The sequence below is a fragment of the Pseudomonas moorei genome (assembly GCF_008801475.1).
GTDB lineage: Bacteria > Pseudomonadota > Gammaproteobacteria > Pseudomonadales > Pseudomonadaceae > Aquipseudomonas > Aquipseudomonas moorei.
On record NZ_VZPP01000005.1, the window covers coordinates 269,803 to 290,861 of the forward strand.

The 21,059-nt window shown below is 63.0% G+C and carries 23 protein-coding genes; 8 read left to right on the forward strand and 15 right to left on the reverse strand.

Going from position 1 to position 21,059, the window contains the following annotated elements:
• Positions 1-2: 2 nt before the first annotated feature.
• Genes gspH through gspM form a run of 6 tightly spaced genes read left to right on the forward strand, consistent with a single transcriptional unit; the run spans position 3 to position 3,784 of the window.
• Positions 3-470, forward strand: coding sequence for a type II secretion system minor pseudopilin GspH (gene gspH, locus F7R06_RS11470; protein ID WP_090328270.1), 468 nt, complete (start codon positions 3-5; stop codon positions 468-470).
• Positions 463-846: a type II secretion system minor pseudopilin GspI gene (gspI, locus tag F7R06_RS11475; RefSeq protein ID WP_090328273.1), complete on the forward strand. Its 384-nt coding sequence runs from the start codon at positions 463-465 to the stop codon at positions 844-846. The genes gspH and gspI overlap by 8 nt, the downstream gene beginning before the upstream one ends.
• Positions 839-1,381, forward strand: coding sequence for a type II secretion system minor pseudopilin GspJ (gene gspJ, locus F7R06_RS11480; protein ID WP_090328276.1), 543 nt, complete (start codon positions 839-841; stop codon positions 1,379-1,381). Before gspI ends, gspJ begins: the two co-directional genes overlap by 8 nt.
• Positions 1,378-2,226: a type II secretion system minor pseudopilin gene (locus F7R06_RS11485; protein WP_090328277.1), complete on the forward strand. Its 849-nt coding sequence runs from the start codon at positions 1,378-1,380 to the stop codon at positions 2,224-2,226. The genes gspJ and F7R06_RS11485 overlap by 4 nt, the downstream gene beginning before the upstream one ends.
• Positions 2,223-3,329 carry a type II secretion system protein GspL gene (gene gspL / locus F7R06_RS11490; protein WP_090328279.1) on the forward strand — a complete coding sequence of 369 codons (1,107 nt, stop codon included), beginning with the start codon at positions 2,223-2,225 and terminating at the stop codon, positions 3,327-3,329. Before F7R06_RS11485 ends, gspL begins: the two co-directional genes overlap by 4 nt.
• On the forward strand, positions 3,326-3,784 hold the full coding sequence (gene gspM, locus F7R06_RS11495; RefSeq protein WP_090328281.1) for a type II secretion system protein GspM: 459 nt from the start codon (positions 3,326-3,328) through the stop codon (positions 3,782-3,784). Before gspL ends, gspM begins: the two co-directional genes overlap by 4 nt.
• Here the strand turns inward: gspM and F7R06_RS11500 are convergent.
• On the reverse strand, positions 3,777-5,057 hold the full coding sequence (locus F7R06_RS11500; RefSeq protein WP_090328282.1) for an MFS transporter: 1,281 nt from the start codon (positions 5,055-5,057) through the stop codon (positions 3,777-3,779). The genes gspM and F7R06_RS11500 overlap by 8 nt on opposite strands.
• A gap of 119 nt (positions 5,058-5,176) precedes the next feature.
• Between F7R06_RS11500 and F7R06_RS11505 the strand changes: the two genes are divergently transcribed.
• Entirely contained in the window at positions 5,177-6,079 is a 903-nt protein-coding gene (locus tag F7R06_RS11505) for a LysR family transcriptional regulator (protein ID WP_090328284.1), read from the forward strand.
• Positions 6,080-6,564: 485 nt separating this feature from the next.
• Positions 6,565-6,828: a DUF6124 family protein gene (locus F7R06_RS11510; RefSeq protein WP_090328286.1), complete on the forward strand. Its 264-nt coding sequence runs from the start codon at positions 6,565-6,567 to the stop codon at positions 6,826-6,828.
• A 129-nt stretch (positions 6,829-6,957) separates the two neighbouring features.
• Here F7R06_RS11510 and F7R06_RS11515 read toward each other — a convergent pair whose 3' ends face one another.
• From F7R06_RS11515 to F7R06_RS11580, 14 genes are read right to left on the reverse strand one after another with little or no spacing between them, the layout of a single operon-like run.
• On the reverse strand, positions 6,958-8,184 hold the full coding sequence (locus F7R06_RS11515; protein WP_090328287.1) for a beta-ketoacyl-ACP synthase: 1,227 nt from the start codon (positions 8,182-8,184) through the stop codon (positions 6,958-6,960).
• The gene (gene fabG / locus F7R06_RS11520; RefSeq protein ID WP_090328288.1) at positions 8,184-8,912 is read right to left on the reverse strand and encodes a 3-oxoacyl-ACP reductase FabG; all 729 of its coding nucleotides are present in this window, start codon (positions 8,910-8,912) and stop codon (positions 8,184-8,186) included. Before fabG ends, F7R06_RS11515 begins: the two co-directional genes overlap by 1 nt.
• Positions 8,909-9,382, reverse strand: a complete 474-nt coding sequence (locus F7R06_RS11525) for a hotdog family protein (RefSeq protein ID WP_090328290.1) — start codon at positions 9,380-9,382, stop codon at positions 8,909-8,911. The genes fabG and F7R06_RS11525 overlap by 4 nt, the downstream gene beginning before the upstream one ends.
• Positions 9,379-10,575: a beta-ketoacyl-[acyl-carrier-protein] synthase family protein gene (locus tag F7R06_RS11530; protein WP_090328292.1), complete on the reverse strand. Its 1,197-nt coding sequence runs from the start codon at positions 10,573-10,575 to the stop codon at positions 9,379-9,381. The genes F7R06_RS11525 and F7R06_RS11530 overlap by 4 nt, the downstream gene beginning before the upstream one ends.
• Positions 10,572-11,171: a hypothetical protein gene (locus F7R06_RS11535; RefSeq protein ID WP_090328293.1), complete on the reverse strand. Its 600-nt coding sequence runs from the start codon at positions 11,169-11,171 to the stop codon at positions 10,572-10,574. Before F7R06_RS11535 ends, F7R06_RS11530 begins: the two co-directional genes overlap by 4 nt.
• The gene (locus tag F7R06_RS11540; RefSeq protein WP_090328295.1) at positions 11,171-11,896 is read right to left on the reverse strand and encodes a class I SAM-dependent methyltransferase; all 726 of its coding nucleotides are present in this window, start codon (positions 11,894-11,896) and stop codon (positions 11,171-11,173) included. The genes F7R06_RS11535 and F7R06_RS11540 overlap by 1 nt, the downstream gene beginning before the upstream one ends.
• A complete protein-coding gene (locus tag F7R06_RS11545) occupies positions 11,893-13,140 on the reverse strand; it encodes an NAD(P)/FAD-dependent oxidoreductase (RefSeq protein ID WP_090328297.1) in 1,248 nt (415 codons plus the stop codon). The genes F7R06_RS11540 and F7R06_RS11545 overlap by 4 nt, the downstream gene beginning before the upstream one ends.
• Positions 13,127-14,287 (reverse strand): cation:proton antiporter, encoded by a 1,161-nt coding sequence (locus F7R06_RS11550; protein ID WP_090328298.1) that lies wholly within the window; start codon positions 14,285-14,287, stop codon positions 13,127-13,129. Before F7R06_RS11550 ends, F7R06_RS11545 begins: the two co-directional genes overlap by 14 nt.
• Entirely contained in the window at positions 14,284-16,635 is a 2,352-nt protein-coding gene (locus F7R06_RS11555; protein ID WP_090328300.1) for an MMPL family transporter, read from the reverse strand. Before F7R06_RS11555 ends, F7R06_RS11550 begins: the two co-directional genes overlap by 4 nt.
• Complete coding sequence (locus tag F7R06_RS11560) at positions 16,607-17,326, reverse strand: outer membrane lipoprotein carrier protein LolA (RefSeq protein ID WP_090328301.1); 720 nt, start codon at positions 17,324-17,326, stop codon at positions 16,607-16,609. Before F7R06_RS11560 ends, F7R06_RS11555 begins: the two co-directional genes overlap by 29 nt.
• Positions 17,323-17,748, reverse strand: a complete 426-nt coding sequence (locus F7R06_RS11565; RefSeq protein ID WP_090328303.1) for an acyl-CoA thioesterase — start codon at positions 17,746-17,748, stop codon at positions 17,323-17,325. The genes F7R06_RS11560 and F7R06_RS11565 overlap by 4 nt, the downstream gene beginning before the upstream one ends.
• A complete protein-coding gene (locus F7R06_RS11570; protein WP_090328304.1) occupies positions 17,741-19,285 on the reverse strand; it encodes an HAL/PAL/TAL family ammonia-lyase in 1,545 nt (514 codons plus the stop codon). Before F7R06_RS11570 ends, F7R06_RS11565 begins: the two co-directional genes overlap by 8 nt.
• Positions 19,266-20,207 carry a lysophospholipid acyltransferase family protein gene (locus F7R06_RS11575; RefSeq protein ID WP_090328306.1) on the reverse strand — a complete coding sequence of 314 codons (942 nt, stop codon included), beginning with the start codon at positions 20,205-20,207 and terminating at the stop codon, positions 19,266-19,268. Before F7R06_RS11575 ends, F7R06_RS11570 begins: the two co-directional genes overlap by 20 nt.
• Positions 20,204-20,938, reverse strand: a complete 735-nt coding sequence (locus tag F7R06_RS11580; RefSeq protein ID WP_090328308.1) for a glycosyltransferase family 2 protein — start codon at positions 20,936-20,938, stop codon at positions 20,204-20,206. Before F7R06_RS11580 ends, F7R06_RS11575 begins: the two co-directional genes overlap by 4 nt.
• Between the last annotated feature and the right edge of the window lie 121 nt (positions 20,939-21,059).

The following is a 21,059-nucleotide window of genomic DNA, read 5'->3' on the forward strand; positions in this document are numbered from 1 at the left end:
CCATGCCACGTCGCTGCCGGGGGTTTACCTTGCTGGAATTGATGATCGTGATCGTATTGATCGGCGTGCTGGTGGGCATGGTGAGTTTCGCTACCGGCATGAACCCGGCGCGCCAGGCCAGGCAGGAAGCGGACGCGCTCGCGGGCATGATTCGACAGCTACGCCAGCAGGCGGTGCTCGAAAGCCAGGAACACGGTGTGCGCCTGAGTGCCGATGGCTATCGGGCGATGCGGCTCGGCGTGCGCGGCTGGGAGCCGGTGTCGGCTTTTTATCGATGGCCCGACAATCTGCGCCTGCGCCTGAAACACGACGGTTATTCCGTGAGCCTCGGCGCCGACGAAGGTCCCCCGCAATTGCTGATGCTCAGCAGCGATGAAACCAGCACCTTCACCCTGACGTTCGAGACCAGGGGCAGGGCCTGGTTGAGCCTGTCCAGCGACGGAATCAGTGAGGTGGTGATCGATGGCTAGGCCGTCGATCATGCCCCGCATGGACGGATTCACCCTGCTGGAAATCATGGTGGCCCTGGCGATATTCGCCACCCTGGCAACGGCCGTTCTGTCGGCTGGCCAGTACGTCGTGAAGCAGGCTGCGGTGGTCGAAGAGCGCCTGTTGGCGGCCTGGGTGGCGGACAACGCTTTGGCCGAATGGCGCCTGCAATCGACGCCGGCCATTGGGCCGTTGCAACGGCTTGTGCGCATGGATGGTCGTGACTGGGTCGTCCGTCAGCGCGCTCGCGCTGGCAGCGACCCGCGTCTGCTCGAAGTCGATATCGAGGTCAGCCTTGCCGGTCGCGAGCAAGTGCTGCACCGCGCCAGTGGCTGGATACCCAATCGCCATGAATAAGCAGGCCGGGTTCACCTTGCTGGAGTTGGTGATCGCCTTGGCGATCTTCGCCCTGTTGGGGCTGGCCAGCTGGACGCTGTTCGATGGGGTAGTGCGCGTTCAGCGCAGCACCATGGCCCATGAAGCTGAATTCAGGAGCCTGCAACGCGCCATTGCAGTGATTGAGCGCGATCTGCTGCACATCACCGAACACCCGATCAGGCTTGAGCAAACGCAGCTGCAAGTGCAGCGCGGCAATTGGCGCAACCCGCTGGATCAAGCGCGCAGCGAACGACAAGCGCTGACCTATCGCCTCGAAAACACAGCGCTATGGCGCGACAGCCAAGGCGAGGGCACGCCGATCGTGCAACGGCAAAAACTGCTCGATGATGTCCGGCACTTGAGCTGGCGCCTGTTTGATCGCCAGGCCGGTTGGCGCAGCGATTGGCCGACCGGCCAGGCGGTTGATGCGCCGCTGGCGCTGGAACTGCAACTGTCGACAGGGCGCTTCGAGTCGATCCGCCGGGTGCTGTTGCTGCCGGGGGCCTGGCCATGAGGGCGAAGCAGCGTGGTGTGGCCTTGATCAGTGTCTTGCTGGTCATGAGTCTGGCCCTGTTGATCATCGGCGGGGTGCTGCGCAGTCATCGGCTGTTGCTGCAAAGCAGCGCTCAGCAGCTGCAGCAGATGCACTTGAAGCAACTCGCCCTGGCCAACGAAACCTGGACGTTGCTGCGGTTACAGGACGCCGGGCAAACCTCAGGGACCACGGTCGACCTGACTCAGGATTGGGCAACGGTCCGTGGTTACGAGATTGAAGACACCCACGTACGGGTGGCGGTCGAGGACCTGGCCGGGCGATTCAACGTCAATGCCCTGTTGATTCAGGGCCAGATTGATCAGGTCACGCTCAATCGCTGGCATCGCTTGCTGGAGATGCTCGAATTGCCTGCATTGCCATTGGAGCAAGTGGGCGCGTTGCGAGAAGTGAGTCAACTGCGCCAGCTGCCGGGTATCGACGGTGAACGGTTGCGTCGGCTGGAACCTTGGATCGCCACCTTGCCCAAAGAAGCCGCGCTGAATATCAATACGGCCCCGGAAATAGTCTTGCGCTCAATCGATGGCCTCGACGCGGCAACGGTAACCGCATTGCTGCGTCAGCGCTCGACAACGCCTTGGCCGAGCGTTCAGGCCTTCACCCAAGACCCGATGCTTGAAGGTTTGGGCTTGAGCAGCCACGGCCTGGGCATCGATAGCCGCTGGTACCGGATCACGGTCCAGGTAACCCAAGGGCAAAGCCGTTTGCGCCTGGCCACCGATGTCGAACGCGATCCCAAAACACGCCAACTGAAGATCCTGCAACGGCGTGTGCTGCCGTCGAACACCCACGAGATAAGCCCATGAAAACCTGGCTCTACCTGACGGCCGAAGGCCTGGCCGCGCCGTCGCTCGACTGGCCCTGTTGTGTCTGGTCGTCGACCGGCCAACGCCAACTCCAGCCGTTGAACCAGGCCGCGCAGGCGCTCCAGGGGCAAGCCGTCGACCTGTTGTTGCCCATGGAACTCTGCAGTTGGGTGCGCAGCGAGCCCTGGCCCGCCAGGCGTCGACCCGCCGCACAAGCCATCGCCTTCGCCGTTGAGGAGCAACTGGGGGAAACGCTGGAAAAACTGCACCTGAGCGTCGGCGCTCGCGACCCGCAAGGGCGTTATCCGGTGATGGTGATCGACCGCGAACGCTTCGCCGCCGCGCTTCAGCGGTTGAAGGAGGCGGGCATTGAAGTGCGTTCAGTCTTCGTCGATGCCGACCGGTTGCCCCAAGACCAGGCGCTCGGCGTCTGGTGGTTCGGCCGCTGGATGCTCGGTGGCGGTTTGCCCGCTCGTCTGACGTTGACGGAGGATGGGCTGACACTGCTTAAACCGGGGTTGCCCATCGATATTGAGTGGCATGACGAGCGGCTGGAGACGGTTGATGTGGATCAATGGCTGACCCTGGCGTCGCCACAGGCCATCAATCTGCTGCACGGTGATTTTGCCCGGCAGCGCAAACGTCTGCCCTGGCGTCTCGGCGGGTTGGCCATGGCACTGTTGTTGGCGCTGAACTGGGGGGCCAGTGAAGCGCGAATCCACTTTCTCGAAAGCCAGGGCCGTGAGCTCTACAGTCGTAACGAACAGCAGTTCAAGGCGCTTTATCCGCAGCAGACACGCGTCGTCGACCTGGCGGCCCAACTCGGCGCCCTGCAAAACCAGGGTACGGCGCCACAGGTCAGCCGTATCGCCGGCCTGGTCAAACTGGTCGAACACGTCATTGGCGCCAGTCCGGTCGACGTCCAGCGCATCGATTTTCGCCAGGGCGACGGCTGGAAAATCCAGCTGACCGCCAACAGCTTTGCCGAACTGGAGTTGTTGCGCGAGCGGGGGCGGCAACAAGGAACGCCCATACGGATCGACAACGCGAGCAAAGACCAAAACCGGGTGCAGGCGACCCTGACGGTGGAGCAAGAGGCATGAAACCCAGCGAGTTCAAAGCGGCGACGTTACAGCGCTGGCAGCGTCTATCCATTCGAGAGCAGCGACTGCTGGGGGGGCTGGGTGTGTTTGTCCTGGGCGTCGCGGTGTTCAGTCTGGTCTGGCAGCCGACGCAACAACGACTGATAACGGCCGAGCGTCAGTATCAACAGCAACTGACGCTGGCGGCCCGACTGCAACAGGCGCAACCGCGCAGCCATGTACCCGGCCCGGTCGATCAGCCCCTGTCGTTGCGCATCAGCGAAAGCGCGGCCACGGCGGGGCTTGAGTTGCAGCAGATGAACAGCGACAACGACCTGCTGCGCCTGACCGTCAGCGGCGACGCCATGACATTGCTGCCATGGCTGGACCGCATCGAACGTGACGGTATTGCGCTGCAATCGCTGACCCTGGAAAAGCGTGACGCGGTGCTGGAGGCGCGGCTGGTGCTCAGATAGTCGCGCCTGTGCCCGGCAACGGCGGCAACTTCGCCAGTTTCAGCGCCACCAGCAGCGCTACCACCAACAAACCGCCGATGAACAAACCGATGCCGTTCCAGCCGCCCAGGTGCCAGAACACCCCGCCCGCCGTGCCGGCAATGCTCGACCCGGCGTAGTAGCTGAACAGGTACAGCGACGATGCCTGGCCCTTGGCCAGGGTGGCGCGGCGGCCGATCCAGCTGCTCGCTACGGAGTGGGCGCCGAAGAAGCCGAAGGTGAACACCAGCATGCCGAAGATCACCAGTGGCAGCGCTGTGAACATCGTCAGGGCAAGGCCGGCGAGCATCAGCACGATGGTGCTCCAGAGCACTTTGCGGCGGCCGAGTTTGTCGGCCAGCGAGCCGATTTTCGCCGAACTGTAGATACCCGACAGGTACACCACCGACAGCAGCCCGACGAAGGCCTGCTCCATGTGGTACGGCTCGGCCAGCAGGCGATAGCCGATGTAGTTGAACAGCGTGACGAACGCGCCCATCAGCACGAAGGCTTCGAGAAACAGCAGCGGCAGGCCGGCGTCGCGAAAGTGCATGGTGAAGCCGTCAAGCAGGCTGCGCGGGTGCAACGAGCGGGCGCGGAAGTTGCGTGATTCCGGGAGGATTTTCCAGAACACCGCCGCTGCGATCAGCGCCAGGCCACCGATCACCAGCATGGCCGTGTGCCAACTGACGAAGTCGATCAACACCCCGGTAATCAGTCGCCCGCTCATCCCGCCGATGGCGTTGCCGCCGATGTACAGGCCCATCGCAAGGCCGATGTGTTGCGGGTGAATTTCTTCGCTCAGGTAGGTCATGGCCACCGCCGCCAGACCGCTCAGCGACAAGCCGATCAGCGCACGCATCAGCAGCACACCATGCCAGCTGGGCATCATCGAACTGGCGATGGTGCACAGAGCGGCGGCGAACAATGCCGCGACCATCACCGGTTTGCGCCCCACACGATCGGAGATCGGACCGGTGATCAGCAGGCCGATGGCGAGCATGCCGGTGGCCACTGACAGGATCAGGCTGCTCTGTGCGGCGTTGATCGAATATTCGTGGGACAACAGCGGCATCATCGGCTGCACGCAGTACAGCAGGGCAAAGGTCGCGAAGCCGCCGCAGAACAGCGCCAGCACCGTGCGCATGAACGCCGGCGTGCCTTTTTCGATGTAGATCTCCTTGAGTTCAGCGACGACATCGTCCTGTACGGCAGGTGGAACTTCATGGGCAAGTGGGGCGACAGCAGTTTTCACGTTGGACCTCGGAGGGGCGCAGCCGGTCAGGCAATGAAAAAAGCATATAGCTGGCTAATGATTCAATCCAATATATTGTTCGACCTGTTTGATAGCTTCTACGACCTAATGGGAATTTCATGGAATTGCGTCATCTGCGCTACTTCATCGCCGTCGCCGAAGAACTGCACTTCGGCCGCGCCGCACAGGTGCTGGGCATCTCGCAACCACCGCTGAGCCAGCAGATTCAGGCACTGGAGCAGGAGGTCGGGGCGCGATTGTTCGAACGTACCAATCGTCGGGTCGAGCTGAGCGAGGCCGGTCGGCTGTTTCTCGAAGAGGCGCGGCTGGTGCTGGCCCAGGTCGACAAAGCGGCGGATGTCGCCCGACGGGCCCAGCTCGGTGAGTTGGGTGAATTGAAGATCGGTTTCACCTCGTCGGCACCGTTCAACTCGACCATTCCCCAGGCGATTTTCTCGTTTCGCCAGCGTTTCCCGGCAGTGCACCTGAACCTGCGGGAAATGAGCAGCACCCAAGTGGCCGATGCGCTGGTGGACGAATCGATCGAGGTCGGCATCATGCGGCCATTGGGCCTGCCGGATTGCCTGAGTGTGGTAGAGCTGATGCGCGAACCGCTGGTGGCGGTGCTCAGCGCCAAGCACCCGTTGGTCAAAGACAGTGAAGAAGGCTTGTTCCTGTCGGCCCTGGCCCTCGAGCCTTTTGTATTTTTCCCTCGCAGCTACGGCAGTGGTCTGTACGCACAACTCCTCAGCCTGGCCCGCGATGCCGGCTTCAGCCCGCACTTCGCCCAGGAGGCCGGCGAGGCGATGACCATCATCGGGTTGGTGGCAGCGGGGCTCGGGGTCTCGGTGTTGCCGGCGTCCTACCAGCGGATGCGCATTGATGGGGTGGTCTATCGGCCGTTGCTCGACCCGGCGGCGGTGTCGGCGGTGTGGCTGGTGCAGCGCAAGGATCAGAAATCGCCGATGGCGAGGGCGTTTGTGGAGTTGTTGACGAGGAAGGTTGAGCCGTTGAAGCCGTGACGGTGTGAACACAATATTCCCTGTAGGAGCGAGCTTGCTCGCGATGGACTAAAGAACACCGCGTGCATCCAGGAAGCACGTGTCATCGTTAAGGACCATCGCGAGCAAGCTCGCTCCTACAGATCAGAGTTTTCGCCGCTGCCCGTGGGACATTTCTGAACTACCCAGGATAGGCTACAGCGCCTTGCGACGTTGCCTGCAACTACTCCAGAATCCGCCGGCTTGTGCGCTTCGGGGGCCATCGTTAACTTGATCCGCGTCACTGATGGTCAGTGATCGGGTTTAGTAGCCCGTACCTCGACAAAGCGCATTTGCGCTCCTGATAGGCAGGTATGTCCGTACCTGCCCTTGACGGTAGCTGTGCGCAGGGCGCCATTTGGCGCGCCGGCTTCGTCGTGGTCCGGTCTACTAACCTGCGTACAGCTGCCACCCTTTTGAAGAGTCGCGATGAGGTGTCGGCCCGATCTGCTACAGGACGCTCAATCATGACCGATTCAGAACACTCACCGGACACCGATCCGCACGCGCCACGCCGGCCGAGCAGCATCTTCCTCATCGACCCCGATATCGACAACCACACCCTGCTGGAACACGCCTGTGTGTCCCTGGCATCCGCCAACGTGATGGCCATGGATTTCGCCAGGTACCTGAAGGGGTCGCAGAGCGACACCCTGGTGGGGATCCAGCAATTGATTATGCTGGGCGAGCTGGCGGTGAACCGGGCGCTGGATAAACTCGATCCACCTTAACCATTGTAGGAGCGAGCTTGCTCCGGGCGGCGTTCCGACGATGGACGTCAACGATAACGCTTGGTGCCTGAATGACCGAGTTGTCCGGACGTTTTTCGCGAGCAGGCTCGCTCCTACAGGGGGGGCTGCTTACGCCCAGCGCTTGAAAATCAACGAAGTATTCACCCCGCCAAACGCAAAATTGTTGTTCATCACGTACCGGTTGCTCATCTGTCGAAACTCGCCGCGCAGGTAATCCAGCTTGCCGCAGTGCGGGTCGACTTCGTCCAGGTTCAGCGTGTGCACATACAGGTCGCGGTTCATCATTTCGATGCTGAACCAGGATTCCAGTGCGCCGCAGGCGCCGAGGGTGTGGCCGAGGAAGCTTTTTTGCGAGCTGATCGGCATGTGCTCGCCGAACAGGCTGCTGGTGGCAACGGTTTCGGCGATGTCGCCCTGTTCGGTGGCGGTGCCGTGGCCGTTCACGTAGCCGATGTCCGACGGCTTGAGTCCGGCGTCTTCCAGCGCCAGTTCCATGGCCCGGCGCATGGTGACTTGCTCCGGACGGGTGGTGTGCTGGCCGTCGGCGTTGCTGCCGAAGCCGACGATCTCGGCATGGATGCGCGCGCCACGGGCCAGGGCGTGCTCCAGCTCTTCGAGCACCAGCATGCCGCCGCCTTCACCGATCACCAGGCCATCGCGGGCGCTGTCATACGGCCGTGGTGAGGTCTGCGGGGCGTCGTTTTTCAGGCTGGTGGCGTAGAGCGCGTCGAAGACCATGGCTTCGGTCGGACACAGTTCTTCGGCGCCACCGGCCAGCATCAATGGCAGGCGTCCGAACTTGATCGCTTCATAGGCATAGCCGATGCCCTGGCTGCCGCTGGTGCAGGCGCTGGACGTCGGGATCAGGCGGCCGGTGAGGCCGAAGAAAATGCTGATATTGGCGGCCGTGGTGTGCGGCATCATCCGCACGTAGGAGTTGGCGTTCAGGCCCTCGGCGACCGAGTTGAGCAGCATGTTGCCGAACGCCTTGATCTCGTCGGTGCTGCCGGTCGATGAGCCGCAGGCGACGCCCATGCGTCCGTCCTTGATCGATTCATCGCCCAACAGCCCGGCGTCGGCCAGCGCCATCTCCGCCGCACCCACGGCAAGCCGCGACACCCGGCCCATGCTGCGCAGTTGTTTGCGCGTCCAGTGGCTCGGCACCATGAAGTCGTCGATGGGGCCGGCCAGACGGGTGTTGAGTTCGGTAAAGCGATCCCATTCGTCCATGCGACGGATGCCGCTGCGGTTGGCCGCGAAGTGGCCCACGATGGTTTCCCAATCGCTGCCCAGGGATGTGATGCCGGCCATGCCGGTGACGACGACGCGCTTCATCAACACAGGCCTCCGTTGACGGCCAGAACCTGCCGGGTGATGTACGAAGCTTCCGCCGACATCAGGAAATTCACCGCGCCGGCCACCTCTTCAGGGGTGCCCATGCGTTGAGCAGGAATCATTTTCATCAGTTCTTCCACCGGCACGTTTTCATCGAGCATGGCCGTGTCGATCAGGCCGGGTGCGACACAGTTGACGGTGATTTTGCGCTTGCCCAACTCGATCGCCAACGCCTTCGCCGCGCCGATCAATCCGGCTTTCGAGGCGCTGTAGTTGACCTGGCCACGGTTGCCGATCAGCCCGGACACCGAGGTGATGCAGACAATTCGCCCGGCGGCGCGACGACGGATCATCGGCATCATCACCGGGTGCAGCACGTTGTAGAAACCGTCGAGGTTGGTGCGCATCACCACATCCCAATCATCCTCGCTCAGCGCCGGAAAAGCACCGTCACGCGTCAGGCCGGCGTTGAGCACCACTCCGTAATAGGCGCCGTGGGCCTCGACGTCGGCTTCAAGGATGGCTTTGCAGTGGGCGCGGTCGGCCACATCGAATTGCAGGATACGGGCCTGGCGCCCCAAGGCTTCGATATCGGCCTTCACGGCTTCGGCGTCTGCCAGGCCGCTGCGGCAATGCAACACGATGTCGTGCCCGGCCTGGGCCAGGCGCAGGGCGATGGCGCGGCCGATGCCACGGCTGGAACCGGTGACCAGTACGGATTCAGTCATGGCTGTGTTCCTTGTGACGAGCTTTCGGGCTCGGAAAGATAGTGAGTCGGCTGGGGCGGGCGATACACGTTCAGACGGGCGGTGGCGTGAATGCCCGGTGCATTGATGTGGCATTCGAATACGCCCATGCCGTTATCGTCTTCGAGCGAGCGAATGCCGTGGATGGTCAGCTCGGTCCCGGCCGGGAAGCTTTCGACATTGCATTCGAATTTACGGCTGCCCAGCAGAAAGCCGAGCGCCACGGCATCGCCGCGCTGGCGCGCATGGCAACCGGCGAAGGCGGCGACGCTCTGGGCCATCAGTTCAATCCCGACCCAGGCCGGCAGGCTGCCGTCCGGTTGGCTGAACAGACCATCGGGCCTGACGGTGAGACGGGTGTGGATCTGCTCTTCATCGAACGCCAGGATCTGCTCGATGAAGATCATATCGCCAGCGTGGGGCAGCAGTTCGGCGAGCGGCCAGTCAATCATGGGGCGTCTCCGATAATCAGGCTGACGTTGTTACCACCGAAAGCGAAGGAATTGCTCATCAGGTAGCGGGGACCAATGGACGACAGGCGCGTGGCCGGGGTCACCCAATTCAGGGCGGGCAGTTCAGGGTCCGCCTGGCCATCCCAGACATGGGGTGGCAGGGCGTGCTCGTGATTGCCGGTGCTCAGGCTCAACCAGCAGAACGCCGCTTCCAGCGCTCCGGCCGCGCCGAGGGTGTGGCCGGTCATGGGTTTGGTCGAAGAGCAGGGCACCCCTTCAGGGAACACGGCCGCGACGGCGTGGCTTTCCATGGCGTCGTTATGTTGGGTAGCGGTGCCGTGCAGGTTCAGGTAGCTGATCTGTTGCGGTTGCAGTCCGGCGCGATTCAAGGCTTTGCGCATCGCTTCCTGTGCGCCGCGTCCGCTCGGTTCCGGTGCCGAAATGTGATGCGCATCCGAGCTGGCGCCGCTGCCCAACAGGGCAATCGGTTGGCTGTCGCCAGGCTGCTTGCTCATCAGGAACAGCGCGGCGGCTTCGCCGATGTTGATGCCGTTGCGGTTGCGCGAAAACGGGTTGCAGCGCTGCCCTGATACCGCTTCCAGTGCCGAGAAACCGTTGAGGGTCAGCTTGCAGAGGGTGTCGACGCCACCGCACAGGACCACGTCGCACACGCCCAGGTCCAGCAGGCGCTGGGCACTCATCAGGGCACGGGCGCTGGAGGTGCAGGCCGTTGAAATGACGTAGGTCGGCCCGCTCACTTGCAGCCAGTCGGCGAGAAAATTCGCCGGGGCACCGAGTTCCTGTTGCTGGTAGTCATAGTCGGCCGGGAATTGCTGCTCGCGGATGTAACAGCCCAGGCTCTCACTGGCTTCGTCTATGCCCGAAGTGCTGGTGCCCAGCACGATCCCGATGCGCTCGCGACCGTAGGTCTGGATCGCGCGATCGATGTCCGGGCGAATTTGCAGGGCGGCTTCCATCAGCAGTTGGTTGTTGCGGCTGCGCTGCCGGATCAACTCGGGTGGAATCGCCGGCAGTTCGCCTGCGACCGCGCCCACCGGCAACGACCGTTCCGGCACCCAACCGGCCTCGCTGCGCATGCCGGAGCAATCGCCGGCAAACAGGTTGCGCGCGATTTCCTGCTTGTCGCGGCCCAGGGCGCAGATCACGCCGAGGGCGTTCAGGTAGGCGGTCATGGTGCCTCCCCGCTCAGGGGCGTGACTTGATATTTCGGGCCTTTGGGCAGGTTCAATTCAAAGCTCATCGGTTGTGAATAACGAACGTCCCAGCGTTCGGGCAGGGTGCGTTGAGCGCCATGTTGCCAGGCCGCGGGATAGTTGCCGTGCAACTCGTCCCTGGGGGTCAGGGCAAACAGCAGCGCCGCGAACAGTTCCCGGGCTTCGGGGTTGGGCGGCAGCAGGCCGTCGGCATGCCAGGTTCCGTCGACCAGCTTCTGGCGTGCCTGCGGGATGCCCAGCAGGTCCATCATCGACCAGCGAATGCCCGGGCCTTCACGCTGGATCACCAGCACCCAGTCCTGACGTTGTTCGGCCCGCAGGCGCTGGATGTGCAATTGCAGCGGCAGCGACAGGTTCGGGGTTTGCTCGGGCAGCGGCGGCTGGCTGGCGCAGGCGCTGAGCAACAGGGCTGCGGCAAACAGCAAAAACCCGAGAACGATTGCGGACCCTGTGGGAGCGAGCTTGCTCGCGATGACGGCACTACAGTCGGCATCGCGGGTGGCTGACCCACCGCTTTCGCTGGCCAGCCAGCTCCTACAGGTAACGTTGAGCATCAAACTCCACCTTTCAACGGTTTGCGCGCAACCACATTGACCAGGGTTTCTTCCCGTTGGCCAAAGGGTTTTGGCTGGCGCAAGCCCAAGCGTTCCAGCAGACCTAAATCCTTGGCGCGGCTCCACCACAAGTACGGATAAGACACATTTTGCGGACCGAATTCAAAACCCTGCCGTCGGATCATCTCCAGATACTGCGCGGCACTTTTTTGCACGTGCATCGGATGCCGGAACAACCAACGAATCACCCAAGTATCAATGTATGCCTCGGTGGATTCGGCGAACAGCAGATAGCCGCCTGGCTTGAGCACACGGTAGAACTCGGCCAGTGTCTTTTCCTGCTCCACCAGATGATGGAAGGTCTGGTGACAGAACAGCAGGTCGACGCTGGCGTCCGGTACGGCAAGGGTGGCGCAGTCGCTGCCGATCAACTCCACGGCAATACCCTGATAGACCGCTTCTTCACGGCTCTGGTTCAGGCTGTGGGGATCGGCATCCACACCAATCAGACGTCCGGGCATAAAGGTTTGTTGCAGGTGCTTGAACGACTTGCCTTGACCGCAGCCGGCGTCCAGCAGCACCGGATTGCTCGGCAGCGGCTCGCTGAACAGGCTGCTCAAATCGTCGATCGCCACGCGCAGCACGCGGTACTGCCAGGTGTAGCTGCGCAGGAACCAGAGGCCGAAACGGGTTTCTTCGACGTAGTTGTCGCTCAGGTAGCTCATGTCGCATCCCGTGCGCAGAGTTGAGAAATCACTTTCAGGCGGCGCTTGGCTTCGCTGACGAACGGGTTGCGCTCGTCCCAGGCGTAGCCGGCCAGGATCGAGCTGATCATGCGGCGGATCTCCCCGGAGCTGCCCTCGTGGTAAATCACGTCCTGGAAGGTCCCGGCGTACCAGCCTTCGACGTAGCAACGAAAGGTATCGACCCCGCGCTTGAGCGGCTCGGCAAATGCCTTTTCCCAGTCGACGGTTTCGCCTTGCAACTGCCGGTGCAGGACGCCGGCGGCCATGCTCGCCGAACGCATCGCAATGGTCACGCCGGACGAAAACACCGGGTCGAGGAACTCCGCGGCATTGCCCAGCAGCGCGAAGCCTGGCCCGTGCAGGGCCTTGACGTTGGCCGAGTAGCCGCCGATGGTCCGCGCGGGCGTATCCCACACCGCATTGTTCAGCACGCCGGACAGGCTGGGCGTCTCGGCAATGAAACCGCGCAGGCAATCGTCCAGGTTATCGGTGCGGCCCTCGAAATGCTCTGCGGCGGCAACCACGCCGACCGAGCAACGGCCGTTGCTGAACGGGATGGTCCAGAACCAGACGTCGCGTTTGTCGGGATGGGTGGTGACGAGGATCTTGGTGCGGTCGAAGGTCGGGTTGGTGATGCGGTCTTCGACATGGGTAAACACGGCCTGACGCACCGGAAAGTTCGACGGCGCTTCGAGGTCGAGCAGGCGCGGCAGCACACGACCGTAACCGCTGGCGTCGAGCATGAAGTCCGCCTCGATGCGGTATTCGCTGCCGTCCTCGCGACGCACGCCAAGCTGCGGGTGCGGCAAATCGACCTCGACGCTGACGATGGCTTCGCCGTAGCGGATTTCCACGCCTTGCAGCGCGGCCTGATCGGCCAGCAGTTTGTCGAAATCGGCGCGCTGGACCTGGAAGGTCGTCGGCTTGCCCTGGGTAAAGGTGTCGCCGAAATCAAAAGCGCTGTAACGCTCGCCCCAGGCAAACGCGGCACCGGTTTTCACCTGGAATCCCGCGGCATTGACGGCGTCCAGCATGCCCGCCTCTTCGACGAAATCCAGGCAGTGAGCCAACAGGCTTTCGCCAATGGAAAACCGTGGGAAATGCTGGCGCTCGATCACCAGCACGTCATGACCCTGGCGTTTGAGCAGCGCGGCGGCGATGGCCCCCGAAGGGCCTGCACCGATGACCACGATCTGGCGACGTTCCATTTCAACGGTTGGCATGGGGGCTCCTTGCCGGGGCGGCGGGTTTCAAGGGGATTCGATGCATGCCGGCCAGTGCCGGCAGCAAGGTGGCGATCAGGCCCATCAGCATCAGCGCAAAGTACAGCGCCGGGTTGATGAGCTGTTGTTGCAACAGCAGGTTGAGAAACACGATCTCACTCAAGCCGCGAATATTCAGCAACACGCTTTCCCGCCAGCGGCTGGCGCCCTGGAACGAAGCGCCGGCCCAGCCGAGGCCAAGCCAGTTGCCGAGCATTTTGCTGGCGATCGGCAATAGCAGCAGGGCCACCAGTTGCACCCAGCCAAGACTGTCCATGGCGCTGTGCACATTGATCTGCACGATGCCGAACGTGAGGATCAGCGGGATAGCGATGTAGGTTTGCAGAAAAATCATCCAGCGCACCGGAAAGGGCAGTATCAGCGGCGCCTTCAATACGGCCATCAGCAGCAGGTAACCGATACCGAAAATCAGCGCGTTGAGCTTGTAGTGTTCGGCCACCACCAGCAGCGCGAAAAAGCATCCGCTGTACAGCCATGCCTGGCGCAGGCCGAGCAGGCGCAGCAGCAACGGCAGACAGGCGCCGGCCAAGGGCAGCAACAGGCTGCTCAAATGCAGGGTGCCTTGGGCGATGGCGAACAGGGTCCAGCAGCTGAGATCGATGAGGATCGCCGTCTGTACCAGGCGCCGGGTGGCGGCGGGCGGGTAGTCGATGTGCCGCAGGTACAGGTACAACACCGGAATCGCGGTAATGGCGAATAACAGACCGACCGCCAGCGAGCTGATCCATGGCTGCGGTGGCAACAGCCAGAACGCCGTGGCCAGGCCGCAGGCAAACGGCAGGCAGAAACTCGGCAGGGCGATTTTCAGGCTCTGTCGATCCAGCTGCAGGTCGATCACATCGCTGAGGATGTAGCCCAGCAGCAGCGCGAAACTCAGGCTGTAGAGGTTTTTCAGCCAGATCGGCGACACCAGCGCCGCGCCACTGAGTTGCCAATGGGGTTCGATCCAGAAATACATCAGCAGCGGCAGGCCGACGGTCGCCAGCAGCAACTGGCTGACAATCGGGATCAAGCCCAGATGCCGGCCCAGTCGGGTCGCCACGGCGAACAACGCCAGGGCCATCGCCCAGAACAGTGCAACCATCATTGTGCCGGCTCCTCGGCGGGTGCCGCGTGCCTGTGCTTTCCGGCCCAGGGGGCGAGCATGAAGCTGAATATCAGGCCCAGGCTGACCGACAGACCGAAGTTGCTCACCGCCGGTGTGCTCGACACCGCCAGCAGGCCGAACGACAGCCAGGTGGTCAGCGCCGCCAGCAGGGTGCCCAGCAGACTCACGGCGGCACCGCCGACCTGCTCACGCATCAGGATCGCGTAATCGACGCTGATGGCCGTCACCAGCAGCAAGCCGAACAGGCTGAACAGGGTCAACGGCTGCCCCAGCCAGCCGAGGCTGGCGAGGCTGCACAGCGCAGCCAGCAGCGGCAGGGAAACAATGCGCAGCGCGCCGCCGAGGCCGAACGGCAGGATCAGCACAAGCACGATCAGCGCGCAGGAGGCGAGCTTCAGTTCGGCGGCACTGATCTGGGTGGCGGCGAAAACGTCGTTCAGTTCGCCAAGCCGGTCGACCAACTGCACGCCTGGCAGGTCCAGCGCCTGGATGCGCAGCAGTGACGGGTTGTTCAGGCCTTGCAGGCTGACCATGGCCGCCACGCCATCATCGGTCGGCCCCAGCCACAGCGTCCGATAGGGTTCGGCCAAGGGCCCGGCCAATGCGGCGTCGATGTCTTCGACGGGCAGCGCCTGCAAGGTTTTCAGCTCCGCTTGCAGCGCCTCGGCCGGCACACCGACGTCGAGCAGCGGCTGCCAGACGTTCGGCAAGGCGTTCAACGCTTCGCGCAGGTGAAGCTGCTCGTTCGGCGGGCTCACCAGTTGATTGAGCGACAGATAGCCCTGAAGTTTTTTCAGGTTGACCAGTTGATCCAGGCGTTCGCTCAGGGCGGTCTGGCGTTCCAGCAGTTCCTGTTGATTGGCCGCGCGCACCAGGAAGAACTGGCTGGTGGGTTGATAACCGGTAATGCGGGCGATGGTCTGGGCTTCGTCGGTCAATTGTTGGGGGGCGCCGACCCACTGGCGAATGTCATTGCGGGTCCCGAGGTGCAAGAGGCCGCCGACGCAGAAAGCAATCAACAGCGCAAACAGCACGGGCGTGCGCAGGCGCTGGAGCAACGCTTCACGCACCCCCAGCAAAAACTCGCAAACCCGCAGTGGCCATTGCGCCGGGCGCAGCTCTACACCCTTGAGCAGCGCCGGCAGCAGGCACACGGCGGACAAATAGGCACCCAGCAGCCCGGCGGCGGAGAACACGGCAATCTGCGTCAGCGCGGGGAATGGCGTCCAGGCCAGGGCCAGGTAGCCGATGGCGCTGGTGATCAGGCTCAGGGTCAAACCGGGCAAGGTCAGGCGCAGGGCCGGCCAACTGTGCCAGGGTTTCAGGCTCCAGCTCTTGGACAGGTAATGCAGCGGGTAGTCGACCGCGACGCCGATCAGGCTCGACCCCAGCACCAGCGTCATCACATGCATGTGGCCGAACAGCGCCACGCACGCCACCGCGCCAAACAGCATGCCCACCAGCACCGGGACGAACGCCAGCAACACGCGCCAGCGCCGGAAGGCCAGCAACAGCAGCAACAGAATCCCCAGGGTGGCGCCGCCTCCCACCCAGGTCATCTCACGGGTGGCCTGTCGTTGACCATTGGCTGCATAGAGCAAGCCGCTGGCCGCCAACAGTTGCACGTCAGACTCGGCTGCTTGTTTACGACTGCGCTGGAGCAGGTCGGCCACTTGCAGCGGCAGTTTCATGTCGAAGGCGTTGCCGGTGGTCCGCGCGCGCAGCAGCACCCAGCTCTTGCCGTCGGCGTCGGCGATCAATGCGCCGCTGCCAATGTCCAGTTGCACCGAGCCGTGCTGCGGCTGGCTGTTCTGGATGCGCCCGGTCAGGCCTAGCCAGTCATCCTGGCTCGACACCAGGCTGAAACCGGTGAAGGGGTCGAACAGTGCTTGCACCCGTTGCTGGATAAAGGCGTCGGGGTGTTCGATCAATTGCTGGCGATCTGTTGCCGACAGCATCGCCAGTCGGCCTTGCAGCAGTTGCGTGCGCAAGGCTGGCAAATCGGCTTGCAGGTTCCACTGGACCTTCTCGAACAGCCCGCTGGCCTGCCATTGATCGCCCAGTTTGTGCGCCATGGCGATGGCTTGCTGGCGATCGGTGTGACCGACCAGCACCAGCATCTCGCGGTTCAGCGGTTCCTGCATGCGTTGTTCGGCGCGCAGTTCCAGCGCGTCCGGCGTCGTGCCGGGCACCAGTTCCATCAGGTTGGCCGACAGCGGCGCACCGTCACGCCATTGCCAGCCGGCGAGCGCCAGTACCGCCAGCAGCAGGATCAAGAACAGCCGAGGAAGTGCGCGTTCACTCGGCAAAGTCGTGTTGCTCCGCATCGCTCAACGGTTCGGTACTGACGCTGTCCTGCATGCGCAACAGGGTGCTGTCACCCTGGGTTTCCAGCAGCTCGATGCTGTGCACCAGTTCACCGCCCGTGATGTTGATCTGGGTGAACACCTGCTTGAGCAGCATCGAACGCGGCACCAGCGTCAGCCGCCAGTCCTGCGCTTCGCCGCTCAGTGACAATTCGAAATCCCGTTGCAGCCCGCTGCTATCGCCTTGCAGGACGGCAAGGAACAGACGGTTCTGCTCGGCCCCGGCGCTCTTGCCCGGCAACATCTGCCAGCCGCTGGGGTCGCGCCGGGCGATGCCTTGGTCGGTGATGCGGTAATCCTGCTGCAGCGGCGTTTTGAGCAGCCACAACAGACCGTGGTTTTTCGCCAGGACAAAGGTGCCTTTGCTGGTCAGTGGTTGAGGCAGTGCGCGCAGGTGTTTTTCCTGGATGAACTGGCCATGGATCACCTCCGGTTTGGCCAGTTGATCGCTGAGCTGTTGCAGGTCAAAGGCGTTGGCCAGCCCCGGAATGCCCAGCAACACGCAGAACACTGCAGGCGCGAGCTTGCTCGCGAAAAACCTGAGGGCGCGGCGGAGTGCCAGGTGCCCAGCGTTATCGTTAACGACCATCGCGACGGTGCGACGATTCGACAGGCTTGCTCCTACAGGGGAACGGGGCAGGCAGACAATCATGCCAGCATCCTCTCGACGGCGTCGGTGAACACCTTTGGCGAGGCCAGCTGCATTTCGCGGTTGTGCATGTTGACGGCCACCTGTACGGAAACGGCGCGGGTCAAGCGTTCGCCGGTTTCCAGGTCACTGATCAGGTAGTTGATCTTCAGACGGTTTTCCCACTCCACCAGATTGGCCCGCACGTTCAGCTTCTGGCCGAACACCGCGCCGCGCACGTAGCGCAGCTGCAGGTCGATCACCGGCCAGGCGTAGCCCGAGTCAGACATGGCGCTGTAGTTGTGGCCGATCTTGTCGAGCAAGGCGCAGCGGGCGACTTCCAGGTATTTGACGTAGTGGCCGTGCCAGACGACGTTCATGCTGTCGACGTCGAAGAACGGCACGAGGATTTCCGTATCGGTGTGAAGCACTCCCTTGCTACGCATGCAGCCTCCAGTGTTGTTCAGCGATACGTTGCAGGCACAGGCGCAATTCGCCTTCCAGCGCGCGGTCTTCGATGACCGGCGGGAAGTCCTTGGCCAGTGCTTCGTGCATGGCCGCCAGGGCCGGTGGCAATGGCCGGGCGTCTTCGGCCTGGGCGCGCAGCCAGACGCCCTGGTTGGCGGCCAGCAGCGTGGCGGCGGCGACCTGTTCGGTCAGTTCCAGTACGCGGATGGCATCGCGGGCGGCAATGGTGCCCATGCTCACCTTGTCCTGGTTGTGGCACTCGGTGGAGCGCGAGAACACGCTGGCCGGCATGGTGTTTTTCAAGGCTTCGGCGGTCCAGGCGCTGGTGCCGATCTGCACCGCCTTGTAGCCGTGGTTGAGCATCGCGCGGTCGGCGCTGGCGCCGGACAGGTTGCTCGGCAGGCCGTGGTTGTAACGCTCGTCCACCAGCAGCGCGAGTTGGCGATCCAGCAGGTCGGCGACGTTGGCCACGAGGTTTTTCAGGCTGTCCATGGCGAACGCGATGTGGCCGCCGTAGAAGTGACCGCCGTGCAGCACGCGCTCGGCCTCGGCATCGATGATCGGGTTGTCGTTGGCGCTGTTGAGTTCGGTCTCGATGAACGAACGCAGCCAGTTCAGGCTGTCGGCCAGCACGCCGAGGACGTGGGGCGCGCAGCGCAGGGAATAGCGGTCCTGCAGGCGATGCAGCGGCGCGGTTGGCGCGTCGATCGCCAGGTCCTTGCGCAACCACGCGGCGACTTGCATCTGCCCCGGGTGAGGCTTGGCGGCGAACAGGCGTTCGTCGAAATGCTCCGGATTGCCTTGCAGGGCGACCACGTTCAGCGCGGTGATGCGCGTGGCCAGTTGCAGCAGGTAATCGGCACGGGCGTAGGCCAGGCAAGCGAGGCCGGTCATGACGGCGGTGCCGTTCATCAGGGCCAGGGCTTCCTTGGGCCGCAGTACCAGCGGCTGCCAACCGAGTTCGCGATGCACATCGGCGGCTTGACGGCGTTCGCCGCGGAACATCACTTCGCGCTCGCCGGACAGGGTCGCGGCGACGTAGGACAACGGCGTCAGATCGCCGCTGGCGCCCACCGAGCCTTCTTCCGGAATCAGCGGCAGGATGTCGTGTTCGAGGAACGCTTGCAGGCGTTCGAGCAATTCCACCCGAACACCGGATACGCCGTGGCACAGCGACTGCAAACGCGCCGCCAGCACGGCGCGAGTGGCCTGGGCATCGAGCAGTTTGCCCAGCCCGCAGCCATGGAAGGTGTACAGATGACGCGGCAGCGCTTCGACGTGATGCAGCGGCACCGCCACCACGCAGGAGTCGCCGTAACCGGTGGTCACGCCATAGATCACGCCTTCCTTGTCCAAAAGGGAGTCAAGGAATTGCGCGCCCTTGGCGATGCGCCGACGGAACTCGGGATCGCCTTGCAACTGCGTCGGCACCTGACGGTTGGCCAGGGCCAGCACGTCTTCGATGCGCAAAGGGAGTTCGCCGAAGGTTACCGGCTCAAGCGTTGGCGTCGTCATCGGTCTTCCAGAAAGGGTAAAAGTTGAACCATTGTTGAGGTGCTTCGAGGCAATAGTGACTCAGGCGCTCGGCATAGCGGGAGGCCCACTGATGAATGACCTGCTCGCGGTCGCTGCGTTTCCAGGTGATCGACTCGGCGAACGGCTCAATCGTCAGCCGATAGTCGCCATCGGGTTTCTTCAGGCACAGCAGCAGGTTGACCGGGCATTTCAGCAGGCCCGCCAGCAGCCACGGCCCCTGAGGGAATTTCGCCGGGTGGCCGAGGAAGTCAACGGTTACGCTGCGCCCTCCGTGCAGCGGCACGCGGTCGCCAGCGATGGCCAGCCATTCGCCGCGCTCCAGGCGCTCGTGCAGTTGCAACATGATCACCGGGTCCAGCTCGCTGACCTGAATCAGGCGCAGATTGGTCGCGCCCGCTTCGCCCAGCAGGCGGTTGAATTGCTCGGCGTGCTTGGTGTGAACGAGCACGTTCATCGTGACCTTCTCGCCGATTTCCGCCAGGGCGCGGCACACTTCGAGGTTGCCCAGGTGCGCGCCCACCAGCATCTGCCCGCGAGTGCCGCGCAACTGGTTGCGCAGCAATGCCGGGTCGATGATTTCGATCTGCTCGATGCTCAGCTTGCCGTTCCACACATCGAGCTTGTCGAGCATGGAATCGGCGAACGCCATGAACTGGCCAAACACCCGCCATTGGTTCGGCCGCAATTCGGGGCGAGCGCTCCAGTCCGCCAGTCGTTGCTGGTATTGCCAGGCGCTGTGGCGGGCGCTGCGACCGAACAGGAAGAAGTACAGCACGATGCCGTACAGCAACGGGCTCAACAGGCGTCGGCCGAGCACTTTGGCGGCGAACGCGGTGAACTTCATCAGCCAGAAACTGCCTCGCTCCTCGCGGTCGGCCCAGTGTTGCTTGTCCGCGTTCATCTGCGCCACCGTCGCCAGAGGATCAGGGGCGAGCGCAGCAACATGCCGAAGAACAGCCGGGTGTGCATGCTCGAAATCAGTACGTTGTCGTGGAACATTCGGAAGTGCGAAACGCCGTCCAGTGGGTAATGGACTTTGGTTTGCAGCCACTCCATCGGCAGATTGCGCCAGGCCAGGCGCACGAGGATGTCCGAGTCGAAATCCATGCGCTTGCCGATTTTCGTCGAATCGATCAGCGCCAGCGTCGGCGGCAACGGATAGAGGCGAAAGCCGCACATGGAGTCGCGAATCTGCAACGACAGGGTGTTGATCCAGACCATGACGTGAGTCAGGTAGCGGGCATACAAACGACCCTTCGGTACGCTCTCGTCGTATTGCGGATAACCGCAGATCACGGCCTCGGGATGGGCACGGGACAGTTCGATAAAGCGTGCGACGTCCTGCAGGTCGTGCTGGCCATCGGCATCCACCTGCAAGGCATGGCTGAAACCCAGGCGTGAAGCTTCGCGCATGCCGGTCATCACTGCGCCGCCCTTGCCCTGATTGGTGGTGAGGCGGATCAGGTGAACGTCGTCGCGCAGGGCCAGTTGATCCAGGACGTCGGCGCAGGCTTTATCGCTGGCGTCGTCTACCAGAATGCACGGCAGATGACTGGCCAGCAGGGCATCGACCACGGTGGTGATCGCGGTTTCGTGGTTGTAGACCGGGATGATGGCGCAGGGTTTATGCATGCTCCGAAACCTCTGCAAGACCCTTGTGGCGAGGGAGCTTGCTCCCGCTGGGCTGCGAAGCAGACCCAAAAAAATCAATGGCGAGCGCTTCGCACTCGAGCGGGAGCAAGCTCCCTCGCCA